The sequence below is a fragment of the Pectobacterium sp. CHL-2024 genome (assembly GCF_044751765.1).
Classification (GTDB): Bacteria; Pseudomonadota; Gammaproteobacteria; order Enterobacterales; family Enterobacteriaceae; genus Pectobacterium; species Pectobacterium brasiliense.
In genome coordinates this window covers 385,118-403,387 of sequence record NZ_JBIXKO010000002.1, presented here as the reverse complement: position 1 = coordinate 403,387, position 18,270 = coordinate 385,118, and the positions used below count along the sequence as shown (strand labels likewise).

General features: G+C 48.9%; 16 protein-coding genes. 12 read left to right on the top strand and 4 right to left on the bottom strand.

Annotation, left to right across the window (positions count from 1 at the left end):
• The first annotated feature begins 12 nt into the window (after positions 1 to 12).
• The 10 genes from rseA to acpS all read left to right on the top strand — a co-directional run bounded on the left by rseA (position 13) and on the right by acpS (position 8,979).
• Positions 13 to 660, top strand: coding sequence for an anti-sigma-E factor RseA (gene rseA, locus ACIPUG_RS06705; protein WP_014916252.1), 648 nt, complete (start codon positions 13 to 15; stop codon positions 658 to 660).
• Positions 660 to 1,622: a sigma-E factor regulatory protein RseB gene (rseB, locus tag ACIPUG_RS06700; RefSeq protein WP_400337952.1), complete on the top strand. Its 963-nt coding sequence runs from the start codon at positions 660 to 662 to the stop codon at positions 1,620 to 1,622. The genes rseA and rseB overlap by 1 nt, the downstream gene beginning before the upstream one ends.
• Positions 1,619 to 2,071 (top strand): SoxR-reducing system protein RseC, encoded by a 453-nt coding sequence (gene rseC / locus ACIPUG_RS06695; RefSeq protein ID WP_010280470.1) that lies wholly within the window; start codon positions 1,619 to 1,621, stop codon positions 2,069 to 2,071. Before rseB ends, rseC begins: the two co-directional genes overlap by 4 nt.
• Before the next feature lie 296 nt (positions 2,072 to 2,367).
• Complete coding sequence (lepA, locus tag ACIPUG_RS06690) at positions 2,368 to 4,167, top strand: translation elongation factor 4 (protein ID WP_039284413.1); 1,800 nt, start codon at positions 2,368 to 2,370, stop codon at positions 4,165 to 4,167.
• A 16-nt stretch (positions 4,168 to 4,183) separates the two neighbouring features.
• On the top strand, positions 4,184 to 5,149 hold the full coding sequence (gene lepB / locus ACIPUG_RS06685; protein WP_014916249.1) for a signal peptidase I: 966 nt from the start codon (positions 4,184 to 4,186) through the stop codon (positions 5,147 to 5,149).
• Positions 5,150 to 5,455: 306 nt separating this feature from the next.
• Complete coding sequence (gene rnc / locus ACIPUG_RS06680; protein ID WP_010280465.1) at positions 5,456 to 6,136, top strand: ribonuclease III; 681 nt, start codon at positions 5,456 to 5,458, stop codon at positions 6,134 to 6,136.
• Positions 6,133 to 7,038 carry a GTPase Era gene (gene era / locus ACIPUG_RS06675; protein WP_012822898.1) on the top strand — a complete coding sequence of 302 codons (906 nt, stop codon included), beginning with the start codon at positions 6,133 to 6,135 and terminating at the stop codon, positions 7,036 to 7,038. The genes rnc and era overlap by 4 nt, the downstream gene beginning before the upstream one ends.
• An 11-nt stretch (positions 7,039 to 7,049) precedes the next feature.
• Positions 7,050 to 7,787 (top strand): DNA repair protein RecO, encoded by a 738-nt coding sequence (gene recO, locus ACIPUG_RS06670; RefSeq protein WP_010280459.1) that lies wholly within the window; start codon positions 7,050 to 7,052, stop codon positions 7,785 to 7,787.
• An 80-nt stretch (positions 7,788 to 7,867) separates the two neighbouring features.
• Positions 7,868 to 8,599 (top strand): pyridoxine 5'-phosphate synthase, encoded by a 732-nt coding sequence (pdxJ, locus tag ACIPUG_RS06665; RefSeq protein WP_014916248.1) that lies wholly within the window; start codon positions 7,868 to 7,870, stop codon positions 8,597 to 8,599.
• Positions 8,599 to 8,979, top strand: a complete 381-nt coding sequence (gene acpS / locus ACIPUG_RS06660; RefSeq protein ID WP_014916247.1) for a holo-ACP synthase — start codon at positions 8,599 to 8,601, stop codon at positions 8,977 to 8,979. Before pdxJ ends, acpS begins: the two co-directional genes overlap by 1 nt.
• An 18-nt stretch (positions 8,980 to 8,997) precedes the next feature.
• Here the strand turns inward: acpS and ACIPUG_RS06655 are convergent, their stop codons facing one another.
• Positions 8,998 to 9,258, bottom strand: a complete 261-nt coding sequence (locus ACIPUG_RS06655; protein ID WP_010280453.1) for a YfhL family 4Fe-4S dicluster ferredoxin — start codon at positions 9,256 to 9,258, stop codon at positions 8,998 to 9,000.
• A 470-nt stretch (positions 9,259 to 9,728) separates the two neighbouring features.
• On the opposite strand from ACIPUG_RS06655, the gene pdeH reads away from it, so the two are divergent.
• The gene (gene pdeH / locus ACIPUG_RS06650; RefSeq protein WP_139294560.1) at positions 9,729 to 10,520 is read left to right on the top strand and encodes a cyclic-guanylate-specific phosphodiesterase; all 792 of its coding nucleotides are present in this window, start codon (positions 9,729 to 9,731) and stop codon (positions 10,518 to 10,520) included.
• 787 nt (positions 10,521 to 11,307) lie between these two features.
• A complete protein-coding gene (locus ACIPUG_RS06645) occupies positions 11,308 to 12,822 on the top strand; it encodes a diguanylate cyclase domain-containing protein (protein WP_400337950.1) in 1,515 nt (504 codons plus the stop codon).
• Between the two features lie 41 nt (positions 12,823 to 12,863).
• Here ACIPUG_RS06645 and ACIPUG_RS06640 read toward each other — a convergent pair whose 3' ends face one another.
• The 3 genes from ACIPUG_RS06640 to ACIPUG_RS06630 form a co-directional block, all read right to left on the bottom strand.
• Positions 12,864 to 14,225, bottom strand: coding sequence for an HlyD family type I secretion periplasmic adaptor subunit (locus ACIPUG_RS06640; RefSeq protein WP_014916243.1), 1,362 nt, complete (start codon positions 14,223 to 14,225; stop codon positions 12,864 to 12,866).
• Positions 14,212 to 16,464: a type I secretion system permease/ATPase gene (locus tag ACIPUG_RS06635; RefSeq protein WP_110162056.1), complete on the bottom strand. Its 2,253-nt coding sequence runs from the start codon at positions 16,462 to 16,464 to the stop codon at positions 14,212 to 14,214. Before ACIPUG_RS06635 ends, ACIPUG_RS06640 begins: the two co-directional genes overlap by 14 nt.
• A 78-nt stretch (positions 16,465 to 16,542) precedes the next feature.
• A complete protein-coding gene (locus tag ACIPUG_RS06630; RefSeq protein ID WP_014916241.1) occupies positions 16,543 to 17,895 on the bottom strand; it encodes a TolC family outer membrane protein in 1,353 nt (450 codons plus the stop codon).
• Positions 17,896 to 18,270 lie beyond the last annotated feature (375 nt).

Genomic DNA, 18,270 nt, shown 5'->3' with positions numbered 1-18,270 from the left:
AAGGGTGTCGGTATGCAGAAAGAGAAACTTTCCGCTTTAATGGATGGCGAAGCAGTTGATTCCGAACTGTTAGGCGCATTGTCACGGGATGACGCGTTGCAGCAAAGTTGGCAAAGTTATCATCTGATTCGTGATGTGATGCGTGGTGATGTGAGTGAAAACGTGATTCACCTGGACATCGCTTCTCGTGTTGCCGCTGCAATCGAAAAAGAACCTGTTCGTCTGGTTCCACAAGCGCAGCCTGAATCTCAGCCACAACCTGTCGAGTGGACGAAGATGCCTTTCTGGCACAAAATCCGCCCGTGGGGCAGCCAACTGACACAAGTCGGTGTGGCCGCCTGCGTCTCTTTAGCGGTGATTGTCGGCGTACAAAATTACCAGCAGGGTAATGCTGCCGAACATGTTGTGGAATCCGGCGTGTTCAGCACCTTACCCGCTATGGGCACCGCCTCTCCAGTGAGTCTGGGCGTGCCGTCAGAAAATGTTGCCCCTAACAGCGGTCAACAGAAATCCGATATGCAGCGCAATCGCCTTAACGCCATTTTGCAGGACTACGAATTACAGCGCCGGCTGCATGCCGAACACGCTCTGCCGCAGGACGATCAGCAAGCGGCAATTCAGGTTCCCGGTACTCAATCATTAGGAACACAGCCCCGGTAATGAAGCGTGTTTGGTCCGCCGCCTGTTTTCTGATTGGCAGTCTGTTTTATTCTACTTTCGCCCCGGCTCAGAATGTTGAGCCGGGCGCGTTGCTGCAACAGATGAATGGCGCTATTCGTTCTCTGAATTACGAAATTTCCTTTATTAACATTACACTGCAAGGGTTCGAGTCGGTACGGTATCGCCATGCTGTGGTGAGTAACCGTGCCTTGGCGCAGTTGCTGTTTATGGACGGGCCGCGACGCGAGATCGTGCAGCGTGGTAATGAAGTCAGCTATTTCGATCCTGGTTTTGAGCCATTTACGCTTACCAGTGACCATATCGTTGACTCTCTCCCTGCTCTGGTGTTCGCTGATTTCCAGAAACTCTCGCCCTATTATGATTTTGTTCCTGCCGATGGGCGGGTGCGTATTGCCGATCGTCTGGCATCAGGTATTCGGGTCATCTCACGCGATGGCACACGCTACAGCTATACGGTGTGGATTGATGCGGACTCGAAACTTCCACTGCGCATTGATTTACAGGATCGCAATGGCGACAAACGGCTGGAGCAATTCTTAACGACATCCCTGATTGTTGACGATGATGTGGTGAGCGTGATGCGTCCGCTGGAAGGTATCAAACTTCCTCCTGCGCTACCCGCGCCTGCTGCGGAAAAAGGTGATTTTACCTGGGTGCCGGAATGGCTACCTGCTGGGATGAGAGAGCTGTCGCACAACAAAAAGGTGTTGCCAGGTTCGTCCATTCCGATTGAAACACGTCTGTATAGCGATGGGTTATTCAGCTTTTCGATTAACATTAGCCCGTCTTCTGACGTGAGCGAGGAACAATCTGTGCTCACGGGGCGACGCTCTATTCACACTGTCATGAAAGGCAACCGAGAGATTACCGTCGTCGGCGATATTCCTCCTTCTACGGCTAAACGCGTGGCTGACAGCATTATTTTGAAGGCGCAACCGTGATTAAAGAGTGGGCAACGGTAGTGTCATGGCAGGATGGCATCGCAGAGCTGCGGTGTGAGCCAAGTTCGGGCTGCGGCACCTGTAAATCCCGCTCGTCGTGTGGAACGGGTTTATTAAGTCAGCTTGGGCTCTCTGCTGAAAACACGCTGTTCGTTCCTTACGACCGGCCTTTAGAAGTGGGACAAAAAGTGGAATTGGGCATTTCTGAGGGGCGGCTGCTGTTTTCCGCTGCTCTGGTGTATTTCGTTCCGCTGGTTGGGCTGCTGCTCGGCGCGGCGATTTGCCAAACGTTATTCGGCACCGATCTGGCCGCTGTTATTGGCGCGCTGCTAGGCGGTGGCGTGGCGTTTATTGGCGTGAAGCGCTGGGCGAAGCAGTTGGGTAAGAATAAGCGTTATGAGCCCGTTATCCTGCAAATCGCACTGCCGGGCACGCTCTTACAAAATTGACCTGTTTACCGGAGCGTAAACGGCGCGTGGTGCGGAAACATTGCTGACTTGTTTGTTATCTTTCGACACGATGTTTGCCACGTAATGACACTTTATTTCCTGCTTTCCTCTTGTTGTTCTGCTATTCCAAATAAAACCGTCATAATCAAGGGGAATGAACCGGACATGACTAGGTTTTCACGCCTCTCGCATGTAGAATGCTGCGATTCAGGTGGAATAACATCGCTGCTGTTTTCACCTATGCGCATGCCCATCGGCAAGAATTTCAGGAATATCAAGGTAGAAAAATTTTTATAATGAAGCATATACGAAATTTCTCCATTATTGCCCATATCGACCACGGTAAATCGACGTTATCTGACCGTATTATCCAGATTTGCGGCGGTTTAACCGAGCGTGAAATGGCGGCGCAGGTTCTGGATTCCATGGATCTGGAACGTGAACGCGGAATAACGATTAAAGCGCAAAGCGTCACGCTGGATTATAAAGCGCAGGACGGCCAAACCTACCAGTTAAACTTCATCGATACACCTGGGCACGTTGACTTCTCTTATGAAGTTTCCCGTTCGCTCGCCGCTTGTGAAGGCGCGCTGCTTGTCGTTGACGCTGGGCAAGGTGTTGAAGCTCAAACGCTGGCTAACTGCTATACCGCGCTGGATATGAATCTGGAAGTGGTGCCGGTTCTGAATAAGATCGACCTGCCTGCTGCCGATCCGGATCGTGTTGCTCAGGAAATTGAAGACATCGTCGGCATTGATGCCACCGACGCTGTGCGCTGCTCTGCAAAGACGGGGATTGGCGTGCCGGATGTTCTGGATCGTCTGGTGCGTGATATTCCGCCGCCGGAAGGCAGCCCTGATGAACCGTTGCAGGCGCTGATTATCGACTCCTGGTTTGATAATTACCTTGGCGTTGTGTCGCTGGTACGTATCAAAAACGGCACGATGCGCAAAGGCGACAAAATTAAGGTGATGAGCACGGGTCAGGTTTATAACGCCGACCGTCTCGGTATTTTTACGCCGAAGCAGATCGACCGCGATGTATTGAACTGCGGCGAAGTAGGCTGGTTGGTGTGCGCCATCAAAGATATTTTGGGTGCCCCAGTAGGGGATACGCTGACTCTGGCGCGTCATCCGGCTGAAAAAGCGTTACCGGGCTTCAAGAAAGTCAAACCGCAGGTCTACGCTGGCCTGTTCCCGATTAGCTCCGACGACTATGAAGCATTCCGCGATGCGTTAGGCAAGCTGAGCCTCAATGATGCTTCTCTGTTCTATGAGCCAGAAAGCTCTACCGCGCTGGGCTTTGGTTTCCGCTGTGGCTTCCTGGGTCTGCTGCACATGGAGATCATTCAGGAACGTCTGGAGCGTGAGTACGATCTGGAACTGATCACTACGGCACCGACGGTAGTGTATGAAGTAGAAACGACGGCTAAAGAAACCATCTATGTTGATAGCCCGTCTAAACTGCCACCGCTGAACAATATTCAGGAACTGCGCGAACCGATTGCCGAGTGTCACATGCTGATGCCTCAGGAATATTTGGGTAACGTGATTACGCTTTGTATTGAGAAGCGAGGCGTGCAGACGAACATGGTGTACCACGGTAATCAGGTTGCGTTGACGTATGAGATCCCGATGGCCGAAGTGGTACTCGATTTCTTCGATCGCCTGAAATCAACATCTCGTGGTTATGCCTCGCTGGATTATGGCTTCAAGCGTTTCCAGGCATCAGACATGGTGCGCGTTGATGTATTAATCAACAACGAGCGTGTCGACGCATTGGCCCTGATTACTCACCGTGATAATTCACAATATCGTGGCCGTGAGTTCGTCGAAAAAATGAAAGAACTGATTCCGCGTCAGCAATTTGATATCGCGATTCAGGCCGCAATTGGTAACCACATTATTGCGCGCTCTACGGTTAAGCAATTGCGTAAAAACGTACTGGCCAAGTGTTATGGTGGCGACGTCAGCCGTAAGAAGAAACTGTTGCAGAAACAGAAAGACGGTAAGAAACGTATGAAGCAGGTCGGTAACGTCGAACTGCCGCAAGAAGCGTTTCTGGCAATTCTGCACGTCGGCAAAGACAGTAAATAAATTCTGAGGAGTTGGCATGGCCAATATGTTTGCCGTAATTCTGGCAGTGGTGACGCTGGTCACGGGGATTGTCTGGTGTTTAGAACGTTTCGTCTGGGCACCCGCTCGCCGGAAGAAATTTGCTGCGATGAGCGGCGCCGATCTGGCTGATGGCGCAGTTTCATCGAAAGCGATTCAACAGCCAGGTTGGATTGAGACGATAGCGTCCGTCTTCCCGGTCGTGGCTTTGGTATTGGTTGTGCGCTCCTTCATTTATGAGCCGTTTCAAATTCCATCGGGTTCGATGATGCCGACGCTGTTGATCGGTGATTTTATTCTGGTGGAGAAATTTGCCTACGGTATTAAAGAACCCTTCACGCAAAAAACGCTGATCGAAACGGGGCATCCGAAACGTGGCGACGTGGTGGTGTTTAAATATCCGTCCGATCCTAAAGTAGACTTCATCAAACGCGTGGTTGGTGTACCGGGCGATCGCGTGAGCTATAACCCGATAACCAAGCAGGTGACGATTCGTCCATCCTGTCAGGGGCAGCAGGCGTGTGATACCGCCTTGGCGGTCACATACAGTAACGTACAGCCTAGCGATTTTGTTCAGACCTTCAACCAGCCAGGACTGGAGTCGCGTAGCGGTTTTTATGAAGTGCCTGTCAATGACAACAGCGTGGATGGCGTCCGCATGGGCACACGCAAAGAGTCACTGGGCAATGTCACGCATAATATTCTCCTGGTGCCGGGCCAGCAGGATCAGCTTGGTGGTTATTACCAGCAATCGCAGCAGCAGCTTGCGACATGGGTTGTCCCAGCAGGGCACTACTTCATGATGGGCGATAACCGCGACAACAGTCTGGATAGCCGCTATTGGGGCTTTGTACCAGAGAGAAATCTGGTCGGTAAAGCCACTGCTATCTGGATGAGTTTTGAAAAGCAGGAAGGCGAATGGCCTACCGGCGTACGTTTGAGTCGCATCGGTGGCATTCATTAACCAAAAATAAGCATTAATCAAAGTAAGCATTAACCGAAATAAGATACAGGCAGCATTCTGATGCTGTCCGTTGTAGAATATTTTCAGTAACGCTCTTTTTGAAAGAACATGCCCTAAGTAGTACGAGTTGCAGGACAACACGTTAGCGTTTTAACCACGCTAACACAGGCAACGCGAAGTATGACGGGCAGAAAGGCAGGCTCCCTTAGGGGAGCCAATGCAAACGAAACAGTTTTGACCGAATTGGTAAGCAGGGCTGTTCCGTATGCTGCTGTTTTTGACGCATCGTTGATCTATTGGTAACACATGAATCCCATCCTGATAAATCGTTTACAAAGAAAGCTGGGCTATACTTTTCAGCAGTACGAGCTTTTGTTACAGGCGTTGACGCACCGTAGCGCCAGCAGCAAACATAATGAAAGACTCGAATTCCTGGGTGACTCCATCCTGAGTTTTGTGATCGCTAATGCACTGTATCATCGTTTTCCCAAGGTTGATGAAGGGGACATGAGTCGGATGCGAGCGACGCTGGTGCGAGGAAACACGCTGGCGGAAATCGCGCGTGAATTCGAACTGGGAGAGTGCTTACGCCTCGGTCCCGGTGAATTAAAAAGCGGTGGTTTCCGTCGAGAATCGATCCTGGCTGATACGGTCGAAGCGCTGATTGGCGGCATTTTCCTCGACAGCGATATTCAGACCATCGAACGTTTGATCCTGAACTGGTATCAGACGCGTCTGGATGAAATCAGTCCCGGCGATAAGCAAAAAGATCCGAAAACGCGGTTGCAGGAATTTCTGCAAGGGCGTCACTTACCTCTGCCGACCTATCTGGTGGTGCAGGTTCGTGGGGAAGCACACGATCAGGAATTTACTATCCACTGTCAGGTGAGCGGCTTTAGTGAGTCGGTCATTGGTACAGGATCGAGCCGTCGTAAAGCCGAACAGGCTGCGGCTGAACAAGCGTTGAAAAAACTGGAGCTTGAATGAGCGAAGTACAGACACACTGCGGTTTTGTCGCGATTGTTGGTCGACCAAACGTCGGTAAATCGACGTTACTGAATCAATTACTGGGGCAGAAGATTTCTATTACGTCACGTAAGCCCCAGACGACGCGGCACCGCATCATGGGCATTCACACTGAAGGGCCTTATCAGGCTATTTATGTGGATACGCCGGGATTGCACATTGAAGAAAAACGGGCGATTAACCGCCTGATGAACCGTGCCGCAAGCAGTTCAATTGGTGACGTTGAGCTGATCATTTTCGTTGTTGAAGGTACACACTGGAACGACGACGACGACATGGTATTGAATAAGCTGCGCGATCAGAAACTCCCTGTGCTATTGGCGATCAATAAAGTCGATAACGTCACGGATAAAACCAAGCTGCTGCCGCATATCCAGTTCCTCAGCCAACAGATGGACTTCCTTGATGTTGTTCCAATCTCTGCTGAGAAGGGGACGAATGTCGATACGATTGCCAGCATTGTGCGCAAACACTTACCGCAGGCAACGCACCACTTCCCGGAAGATTACATCACCGATCGCTCACAGCGCTTTATGGCGTCGGAAATTATCCGTGAAAAACTGATGCGCTTCCTGGGTGAAGAATTGCCGTATTCCGTAACGGTTGAAATCGAGCGTTTCGTGACGAACGAGCGCGGCGGTTATGATATTAACGGCCTGATTCTGGTTGAGCGTGAAGGCCAGAAGAAGATGGTCATTGGCAACAAAGGTGCCAAAATTAAAACCATTGGTATCGAATCTCGTCAGGATATGGAAGAGATGTTCGAAGCCAAGGTGCACCTTGAGCTGTGGGTTAAAGTGAAATCCGGTTGGGCAGATGACGAACGTGCCCTGCGCAGCCTGGGTTATAGCGAAGACCTGTAAGGTTCACGCCGATGGAAGGCTGGCAGCGCGCATTTGTCTTGCATGGGCGACCTTATAGCGAAACCAGCTTATTGCTGGATCTGTTTAGCGAAAGCGATGGTCGAGTTCGTGTGCTTGCTAAAGGCGCACGTGCCCGACGCTCTAGCCTGAAAGGCTGTTTACAGCCTTTCACTCCGCTGCTGGTGCGCTGGAGTGGCCGGGGAGAAGTGAAAACATTACGCAGCGCCGAGCCTGTCTCGCTCGCGCTACCACTGACTGGCTCGATGCTTTATAGCGGTTTATACGTTAACGAACTGCTGTCGCGCGTGCTGGAACATGAAACCAATTACTCCGCTCTTTTCTTCGATTATCTCCACTGTTTACAACATCTTGCTGCACAGGATGCCTCTCCCGAACCAGCATTGAGACGCTTTGAATTAGCGTTATTGGGCTATCTGGGATACGGCGTTGATTTCCTGCATTGTGCTGGTAGCGGTGAGCCCGTGGCCGATACCATGACTTATCAGTATCGAGAGGAAAGGGGATTTATTGCCAGCCTGGTGGTTGATAATAAAAGTTTTACCGGGCATGAATTACGCTCGCTGGCGTCGCGTGAATTCCCTGATGTCGGCACGTTGAAGGCGGCAAAGCGTTTCACCCGCATTGCGTTAAAGCCGTATCTGGGGGGAAAACCGCTGAAAAGTCGTGAACTGTTCCGCCAGTTTGTTCCTGCTGCTAATTTGTCCAAACCCGCATCTTCTGATAAATAATCCCGCCTCCTCAGTACCCTGACGCTGTGACATCGGTGTAAACTGCCACGTATCGTGCATGACTTTACCGAGGATTTATCATGGCTGAACTGCTGCTTGGCGTTAACATCGATCACATTGCAACGCTGCGTAATGCGCGTGGAACGGCGTACCCCGATCCTGTTCAGGCGGCTTTTGTCGCTGAGCAGGCAGGGGCGGATGGCATCACCGTGCATTTGCGTGAAGATCGTCGCCATATCACGGATCGTGATGTGCGGATCCTGAGAGAAACGCTCCAGACCCGTATGAACCTGGAAATGGCTGTCACGGAAGAAATGCTGAACATTGCCTGTGAAGTGAAGCCGCATTTTTGCTGTCTGGTACCGGAAAAACGCCAGGAAGTGACAACCGAAGGCGGGCTGGATGTCGCAGGGCAGCAGGAAAAGATCGATAACGCAGTAGCCAGACTTAGCCAGGCTAATATCTTGGTTTCACTCTTCATTGATGCGGATAAGCGGCAAATCGATGCCGCCGTAGCCAGCGGTGCGCCCTATATCGAAATCCATACCGGGGCGTATGCCGATGCGCCAGATGACGAAGCGCGCCAGCATGAGTTCGAGCGTATTCGTGATGCGGCGACTTACGCTGCGGCGAAGGGACTTAAAGTCAATGCCGGACACGGTCTGACGTACCACAACGTTCTACCGATTGCTGCGCTGCCGGAAATGCACGAATTGAATATTGGGCATGCGATTATCGGACGTGCGGTGATGAGCGGTCTGAAGGATGCTGTTGCCGAAATGAAGAATCTGATGCGAGAAGCGCGCCGCTGATGGCGATTCTCGGGCTCGGAACCGATATTGTCGAAATCGCCCGTATTGACGCGGTGATTGAACGTTCAGGCGAGCGATTGGCTCGCCGCATTCTGACGGATGCTGAATGGGCGCATTATCAGCAGCATCAGCAGCCTGTTCGTTTCCTCGCTAAGCGCTTTGCCGTGAAAGAAGCGGCAGCAAAAGCCTTTGGTACCGGAATCCGTAACGGGCTCGCGTTCAACCAGTTTGAGGTTTTTAATGACGAACTGGGTAAACCTTGCCTGCGGTTTTTTGCTAAAGCGGCAGAGCTGGCTGAACAGATGGGCGTCAGACACGTCCATGTGACGCTGGCTGACGAAAGACGCTATGCCTGTGCGACGGTGATTATCGAAAGCTGACCGTCCGTAAACGGCTGTTTAAATCCTGTCGGCATGGTGCATGAGAACGTATTTTTCCCACAGTTGCTCATTGCCTTCAACATGGTTTGGATCTTTGATGATCGTGTTGTCGATCGGACAGACTTTCTGACACGTAGGGGTGTCGTAGTGGCCTACGCACTCGGTACAGAGGGTGGTGTCAATTTCATAAATGTCCATGCCCATGGAAATAGCCTGATTAGGACACTCGGGCTCACACATGTCACAGTTGATGCATTTATGGGTGATGAGTAACGCCATGATGTTCTTCTACCTTACAAACAGGGCGCAGATTATACCCGTTGATGCTCGTTTAAACACGCGTAACTGTCATTGATGACGAATATACTGGTAAATCGGTTTCTCCTGCCTTCAATGTCCCTTTCTTACCTGGTTGTTTACTGCCGATTTCGCGCGTTTTCGGAGGCCTTCAGCATGCAACCTATTGGCAGCATAAATAGTGAGGTTACAGGGTAAAATTACCATCTGTTCGTTAAATTGGTTTTATACCTATCCTTTAAACTGTATGAATCAGCCAGTGCGACTGTGTTTCTTGGGTTTTAATTTATTGATTTACAATTTAAATAAATTTAGTTGTGATATTGAACCACTTATTTTTGTAATATCATGGACATTGATTTAATCGGTGTTGCCGATGAAGTTTGCATCTGGAGAGTCGATGACGGTGCATGTCCGTATGATATAATTTTATAACTAATAGTGTCAGTTTAATGGCGGAACTCATAGTGCAGCAGGAAGGTCATCTTAATCAGGTTGGGGCAGGATTTTTCCAACAGGGAGACGCAGAGCCATTAGGCGCTGATTACTGGCACCAATGCCAACGGCGGTATACTTTTCAGCCCATTTACCGAACATCAGGTAAATTAATGGCTATTGAGTTACTGACTTCCGTTTTTTCTCCTACCCTGCCGCAAAAGTTCATCTCTCCTGAAAAATACTTCGCGAATATCGATGTTGAAACCCGCTTGTTAATTATTGTAGAACAACTGCAACTTTTATCTCAGTGGAGTTTTCGATTTACTCGCGACGATCTTTTTGCCTCTGTCAATATTGATGGTATGACGCTACTGGCGCTGCAAAATAGTCTGGAAGCCAAACGTCTGATCGCGGCAATGCCCTGGATTCGTTTTGAAATGGTCGAAAATCAGGGAGGGCTGCCAAAAGAAATCTTAACCAAGCTCCCGGAAGCGCAAACACTGTGGCTGGATGATTTCGGTTGCGGCATGGCGAATTTTTCATCACTCATGCTGGCTCAGTATGATTGCATCAAAGTAGCACGTGAGCTCTTCATTCTCCTGCAACAAAGTGGTGAAGGGAAAACCGTTTTTCCTGCGCTGATCGCTTTGCTATCGCGTTTTTGCAATTATGTGGTCATTGAGGGAATAGAAACAAAGGAAGAGTGGGCAATCGTTCAGGCATCGCATGCTTATGCTGCCCAAGGATACTACCTCTCACGCCCTCAGCCGTTTGAGAATTTTGAGACGTTGAAGCTTGAACTTTAGGTGATAACCTGTTGTTTAGGCTATCACTTTACACAGTAGAGTACCGCTGTATGCCCATCCATGTTTTTCCTTCATATTAATTCATTATATTTCCTAATATTTCATTGCTGTGCAAAATATCGCCTATCTGATGGACTATCTTCCCCCTCTGATTTGCAAGGTATAATGCTGTATTTTGTTTTATTTTTGTTATTTAATTCTTGTTTTATTTGTTATGTCAGTGTTTAATTTCAAAAAAACAAGAGGGAGGAGGACTACGGATTTTGCATCAAATTATGACATATATAATCAGACGCTTGCGTTAATGATTTTATTTTTTTCTTTTAATTATTTGATTTTTAATGGTAAAAAAATATAATGTTTACTGTTAACGATCAAAAATCACTTTGTGATAGATTTTGTTGATTAAAACAATGATACTTATTGGTATAATTGATTTGCTTACAAAAATTTGATGTTCAGAATATATCGCCATGTACCCTTAGGAATATTCTTTTATTCCATTAGAGAAGCTTATAACCCGAACAATTACTCCTATTAAATTAAGATACTCTTTTGAATTTGTTGTTTTTATCTGCGCACAGTCATATGCGAGGGCTTTATGCTTACGTTGCTATGTTTCTAAACACTCCTGCTTCATGGAGCGTTTTTTCTTTCATCCTTTCTGCTCTCCGGAAATGCACTCATCCTGAAAATCTACGGGGTAGGGGCTTGTTACCGGGATTTTTCGTCATCAGCGTTGTGATTTGTACGATCAGGACCACTCGGGCCTGAGGAGAGTGTTATTGTGTATGAAATTATAATAACCCTACTGTTGCTATTGTTATTGTTTTCTTCTGTAAAAAATAGAAAAATTAAACAAAAGTTTAGAACGGAGCAGAAAAAACAAGACTTCCTCAACATGACTTTTTTTGCGATGGAATATAGCCCTGCCTCAATTATGATCGCAGATGAAAATTGTGAAATTATTTACGTCAATCGCCAGTTTATTACCATGTCTGGCTATATGCCGGATGAAGTTATCGGCAAGAAAACGAATATATTAAACTCTGGCATGACCAACGCCAGCGTCTATGAAGATCTGTGGGCTACCATAAATAAAGGTAATGTTTGGAGCGGTGAGTTTGTTAACCGGCGTAAAGATGGGCAGTTGTATTGGGAAAAGGCCAATATCGTTAAAATATATAATAAGGCGAGTAACACGACCCAGTACGTCGGCATTAAGTTAGATATTACAGAGCGGAAATCGCAGGAACATCATGATAATTCATACAATCGTGCGTTGGAGCTGTTATCAAGCGGTGCGCCACTGAAGGATATCCTGGATGCGATCATTTTCAGCGTTGAGGAAAAAAATCCCGGCCGTATCGTTTGTTCTGTATTGCTCGTCGATAAAGAAAAGAAATGTTTGACGCTTGGATCGGCACCGAGCTTGCCGGGTTTTTATAAAAATGCCATTCACAACGTGAAAATTGCTGATGGTGTGGCTTCTTTTGGTACAGCAGCCCATACCGGAAAACGCGTAATCGCTGATGATATTTCCGTGCATCCGCATTGGTCTTTATATAAAGGGCTCGCATTATATGCCGGGCTGCGTTCCTGCTGGTCTGAACCTATCATTGGTCAGAACAAAGAAATACTAGGGGTTTTAAGCGTTTATCATCGTAAAGTGTATGTCCCGACTGAAGAGGAAATTTTCTCCATCGAGAAGTCGGCGCAGCTGATTGCGATCGCCATAGAGCGATATCATGCCATTGATATGCTGCGGCGGAGCGAGGAACACTATCGGCAACTGGCGCACTATGACTCATTAACGTCACTGGCTAATGGCCTGACGTTTGCCGAACAAATGGAACAGGCGATTCTGCTATCCAAACAGACGGGTAGAAAAATCGCGCTGATGTTCCTGGATCTCGATAAATTTAAACAGATAAACGACTCGTTTGGGCATGCTGTTGGCGATTTGCTATTAAAAGAAGCGGCTGCGCGTATGCGTGGTGCGGTTCGGGATTCGGATACGGTCTATCGCCGTAGTGGTGATGAATTCATTATTCTGCTTCAGGGTATTAAGGAAATCGATAATACACTCTATGTTGCAGATAAAATCCATAATGCATTGAATAAACCTTTTGAGATCAACGGGAAAAAGCTGGATATATCGTGCAGTATCGGTATTGCGCTGTATCCAGAACACGGCACCGATTCTTTGACGCTGGCAATTAATGCAGATTCCGCCATGTACCAAGCTAAAGCCATGGGGCGCAGTCAAACTCAGATTTATCACAATATGAACGATCATTAATAAATGAAATAAAAAAGGCGCTCAACAGAGCGCCTTTTTTATTATCTTTCTCGTAGTGCTTCTGCTTTTGCCCGAATAATCGGCTTTAACAAATAGCTGAGGATAGTTTTCTTGCCCGTGATTATATCCACGGAGGCTACCATGCCTGGAATGATGAGAAGTGGTTTATCGGCTGAACCTAAATAATTCTTATCAGTCCGTAAGCGAATAATATAAAAGCTGTTCCCTTCTTTATCAGTGACGGTGTCCGGGCTGATTTGTTCCAATTGACCTTTTAGGCCACCATAGATGGTGTAGTCGTAGGCCGTTAATTTTATGATGGCGTCCTGACCTGGGTGTAAAAACGCAATATCCTGAGGGCGAATTTTAGCCTCTACCAACAGTTTGTCATCTAGCGGAACAATTTCTACCAGATCGCTACCCGGTTGAATTACTCCCCCGATGGTATTCACCAGAACCTGCTGCACGATACCGCGAACCGGGGAGACGACCAGCGTTCGGTTTACCCGATCTTCGAGCGCTTTACCTGTGGCTTCAATTTTGTTCAGGCTGGTTTGTGCTTCACTCAGCTGAGATAACGCCTCGCTTTTATAGCGGCTGCGCGTTTCCTCTATTTTATTCTCACTCTCTTTAATCGCAGACTCCGCCCGCGGAATGGAGAGTTTGATGGAATCAAGCTGACCACGGGTTTCAACTTCAGCACGGCGCAGGCGTAGAACTTCTACTTTAGAAATCGCGCCTTCTGCGATCAGCGGTTCTGACATTTTAATTTCTTGCTGGAGCAGGCCAAGACTGTTGCGGAATTGAATCTCCTTGGCTGAGAAATCCCGCAGTTCCTGCTGGCGCTGGATCAACTGCTCTTCCAGACCGGATATCTCATTATGCAGCTGCTGGCGGCGGCTGTTATAAAGCTCTTTTTCTCCTGCCGCGATTTTAGGCGCTTGCGTCGTGATTTCTTCGGAAAGCACCAGTTCTTGGCCGTTGATTTCGGCGTTCAGGCGTTCAATTCGTGACAGCAGCGCAAGCCGGTCGGCTTCGGTTTCACCGACGTTAGAGGCAAAGCGCGTATCGTCAAGGCGCAGCAAAGGATCGCCAGCATTGACGACCTGTCCCTCACGAATGAACACTTCCGTAATAATGCCGCCTTCCAGGTTTTGGATTTTTTGCAGCCGGGAAGATGGGATCGCTTTACCATCGCCGCGAGTGACTTCATCGATATTTGCGAGCCCGGCCCACAGGATGAAAAACAGGAAAAAAGCACCGATAGCCCACAGCGTGAAGCGAATAGAACGTGGCGAATCCTCGGCCATTGCCCGGCTGACTTCTGGCATCGTTTGCAGGCTCTCTTCATCTCCGCCGACAAAATACCGCTTGATTCGTTTGATATATTTACCGAGACGCATTGATCTGCCCCTTCTTCAACGCATCCATCACGATTGCTTTCGGCCCATCAGCAATAATTTTACCTCTGTCGACAATCACTAAACGATCGACCAGTGCCAGCATGGAAACCCGATGGGTGACCAGTAAGAGCGTTTTCTCTGCAATCACAGGGGCTAGAGCTTGTTTTAATCGATCCTCGCTGGTGTTATCCATCGAGCTGGTGGGTTCATCCAGCACCAGAATCGGCGGATCGAGCAGCAGCGCCCTAGCTATCGCGACAGCCTGACGCTGCCCGCCGGAAAGCTGTTGGCCGCGTTCACCAACCTGAAGGTTATAGCCATCCGGGTGCAGGCGAGCAAACTCGTTCACCCCTGAAATTTCTGCGGCTCGCAACATGGCTTCGTCTTCGACATAGCGTGCACCGCTAATCAGGTTATTGCGCAGCGAGCCACTAAATAGCTGAATATCCTGAGGAACATAGCCGATATTGTGGCGTAAATCGCTGACATCCAACTGACGGGCATCGACGCCGTCGATCAGAATATTGCCCGTATTAGGCTGATAGAGGTTTACGATCAGTTTTTGCAGTGAGCTTTTTCCCGAACCGCTGCGGCCGATGACGCCCACTTTCTCGCCGGGCGCGATGGTCAGGCTAATGCCTTGCAGCGAACTGGTTTTTTGTTCCGGATAATTAAACGTCACATCGCGAAATTCGATGCCGCCCCGGATGCTCTCGCGCTTCAGCGGGCGTTCGTTATCACTACGCTCTTGCGGCAACTGCATCATCTGTTCGGTGGTTTGCATCGTCAAACGCGCCTGCTGGTAGCGGCTGACCAGCCCAGACAGCTGGCCCAACGGCATGAGCGCTCTGCCGTTCAGCATGTAACAGGCAATCAGCCCACCCATACTGAGTTTGCCGTTAATCAGCATATAGACGCCGACGACAATCATGGCAACACCGGCAAACTGTTGGAACCACTGCGTCAGGTTTACCGCCAGTGAAGACAGTGCTTTGGCCCGCATTTCCAGCTTGCTCAGGCTGCCAATGGTCTGCTCCCACTGGTGCTGCCGTTCACTTTCCGCATTATTGACCTTGATCGCGTCCAGACAGCTCAAGGTTTCAATCAGCGTAGCCTGCCGTTCACTGGCAAGGTGCATCGTTTTTTCAATGGTGGCGGACAGCGGCTTTTGCATCGCCCAGCTCGCCAACAGGGCGATAGGGTAGGCGAGTATGGAAACCCAGACCAGTGGGCCGCCGATGATGCCGATAACCAGCAGCAGAAGCAGCGTAAAAGGAAAATCGATCAGCGTCGTCAGCGTCAGTGACGAAAGGAAATCTCTGAGTGACTGAAATTCATGAATATTCTGCGCAAAGCTACCGACCCGCGGTGGTCGGGCTTTCATCGACATACCGGTAATGCGTTCAAATAACGTGGCGGAAATAATCAGGTCGGTTTTTTTACCCGCCATATCAAGGCAAATGCCGCGCAGCGTTTTGAGTATCAAATCGAAAATAAACGCGCCAGTAACGCCGATAGCCAGCACCCATAATGTCGCCGTTGCCTGATTGGGCACAACGCGGTCGTAGACATTCATCACGAACAGCGGCGTGGCAAGCGCGATAATGTTCACCAGCAAACTGGCGAGGACGGCATCGAGATAGAGTGAGCGTGAAAGTTTAAGCGTATCTTTGAACCAGGATTTGGTTCGGGGGATCAGCGACGGATTTTGCAGATCGAACTGATGACGAGGTTGGGCAAACATCACCAGACCGAGGTAATTCTGTTGCAGCGTATTGTGCTCAACGGAAATTTCTCCGCCTTCTGTTTCACTGGGCATCAGACGCGCGCTGCCGTCAGCGTTCCAGCCTAACAGAATCGCTGCACGTCCTTCCCGTAACAGCAACATCGCGGGGAGCGACATGTCGGAAATTTTATTCAGAGAACGTTTGAGCACGCGCCCTTGTAACCCTGCGCGCGCAGCGGCTCTTGGGAGCAATTTTACCGATAACCGTTGATTGGCTAAAGGGAGCCCCGCGGTGAGTGTCGTACGACTGACGGATTTCCCCTGCAAGGTGCAGAGGATCAGCAAGCTATCCAATAAGGGATCGTCATGACGGCTGCGAGGGTCACTATTTTCATGAACGTTCTGCGGTTCATGAGCAATAGTCGACTCATGGACAACAGGCTCTTGGACGATAGACTCCTGGGCAACTGATTTATCAGAACCATTTGTCTCTTGTACTGAATGCAACTTCATTTAACTCAACGTTCCCTTACGCAACGTAATTCCCCGCATATAAACCATAATTTATCGCCGTCTGACCAATGAAATATATTAATTAAGGCTCGGCAGCTCTGCTTGGGTGGTGACGTTTGTCAAGCTGGTACCCGCATCAGGCGCAGGGATCGCTAAACGGTTTAATAGCTCTCCCATGCGGGAGGCGATCCGGTATTCGGTATAGAGAGAGGTGAAACGAACCTCGACCAGACGGCGCTGTGCGGTGAACAGCTCGTTCTCGCTATCCAGCAGATCCAGCAACGTCCTTTCTCCCAGACCAAATTGCTTCTGATAGGCGGTACGCACTTTCATACTGCGGTCGGCGTATTCGGCGGCAATCGGCAGCTGTTGACGCGAGTTATTTAACGCAGACCAGGCTAACTTGAGTTCTTCGCTCAGCAGGCGCAGGGCATTATTTCGGACATCCTGTGCTTCTTTTACCTGATAGGCTTTTGATTCCATGTTGGCTTTGCTGCTACCGCCTTCATACAGGTTGTAGCGCATCCGCAGCATCGCCTGCCATTCATTATTTTGACCGCGCGTTCCGTCAACGTTGTTATCCATCGTGCGAGAGAGCTCAACGTTGAGGCGCGGGTAAAATGTTGATTTTGAAGTCTCATACTGCTGCTGGGTGGCTTCAATATCTGACTCTGCGGATTTCAGCGCCGGGCTGTTAGCCAGCATGGTGCGTAGCGCTTCATCCAGCGAGGCGGGGAGTTTTATCGCAGAAGCATCGGGCATCACCAAATTCTCCGGTACCTTACCCACAATGCTCATGTAGTTGATTTTGGCATCGTCCAGATTGGTTTGTTCTGTCAGCACGTTGTTACGGGCCTGCGCAAGACGTGCTTCGGCCTGATCCAAATCGGCCAGTCGCCCAACGCCTTGTTCGCTGCGCAGCCTGATTTGATCGTAAATGCGCTCATGGCTTGCAAGGTTGGCTTCCGCCAGACGGACAAATTCCTGACGTTGCAGCACGCTGAGATAGACCTGAACGGTATCTAATGCCGTTGCCTCACTGGTATTTAATACTTTATAGGCACGTGAATTGACCGTGGCGCGTTGTCTGCCTACTTCGCTGGAGGTGGCGAACCCATCAAATACCGTTTGGCTTAGATTGATACTGGACTCCTGACGACTGAGCTCAACACGCTTATTGGTGCTGGCGCGTGTTGAGGGACTATCGGTCTCTTCGCGTCCGACGCCGGCACTTAACGTGATGGAGGGGAGATATCCGCCTTTGGCCGCGCGTAAATCATGTTCGGCAGAAAAACGGCTATTAATCGCGGCGCTTACTTCAGGATGTGTATAGAGTGTGCTTTTTATTGCTTCCTGAATCGTCTCGGCATGCGTTGCTGTGGAAAAAAGGGTAATAAAAGGTAATAAAGCAAAATGGTATCTACGCATCATCAGCAGTTTTCCTTCACAAAAACTTTATTTGTGATTATTCCTATTAAAGTGTTTGAGTGTTATATAAACGCTTAACGAATTGATTTGCTTTTATTCCATTTATATCAATATGTTAATTCCTCTCCCTGAAACGCCCTGAACAAGAAAAAATAAGGCTTACTCTAAATGAGTAAAGTTCTGGAAAGAATATTCCGAATTTTTTATTATATCGGTCATTGAGTCAAGCGTTTGACGCATAACGACAACACTATCGTAACGCTTTTTTTCATAAAATGTCAGGACGACACACAGCAAATCAACCTTATCAGGATGATAGCAAAAATCTATAGCCGCAATATCGCCACATTATAAAAATAATTATAGATATCAAGGAGA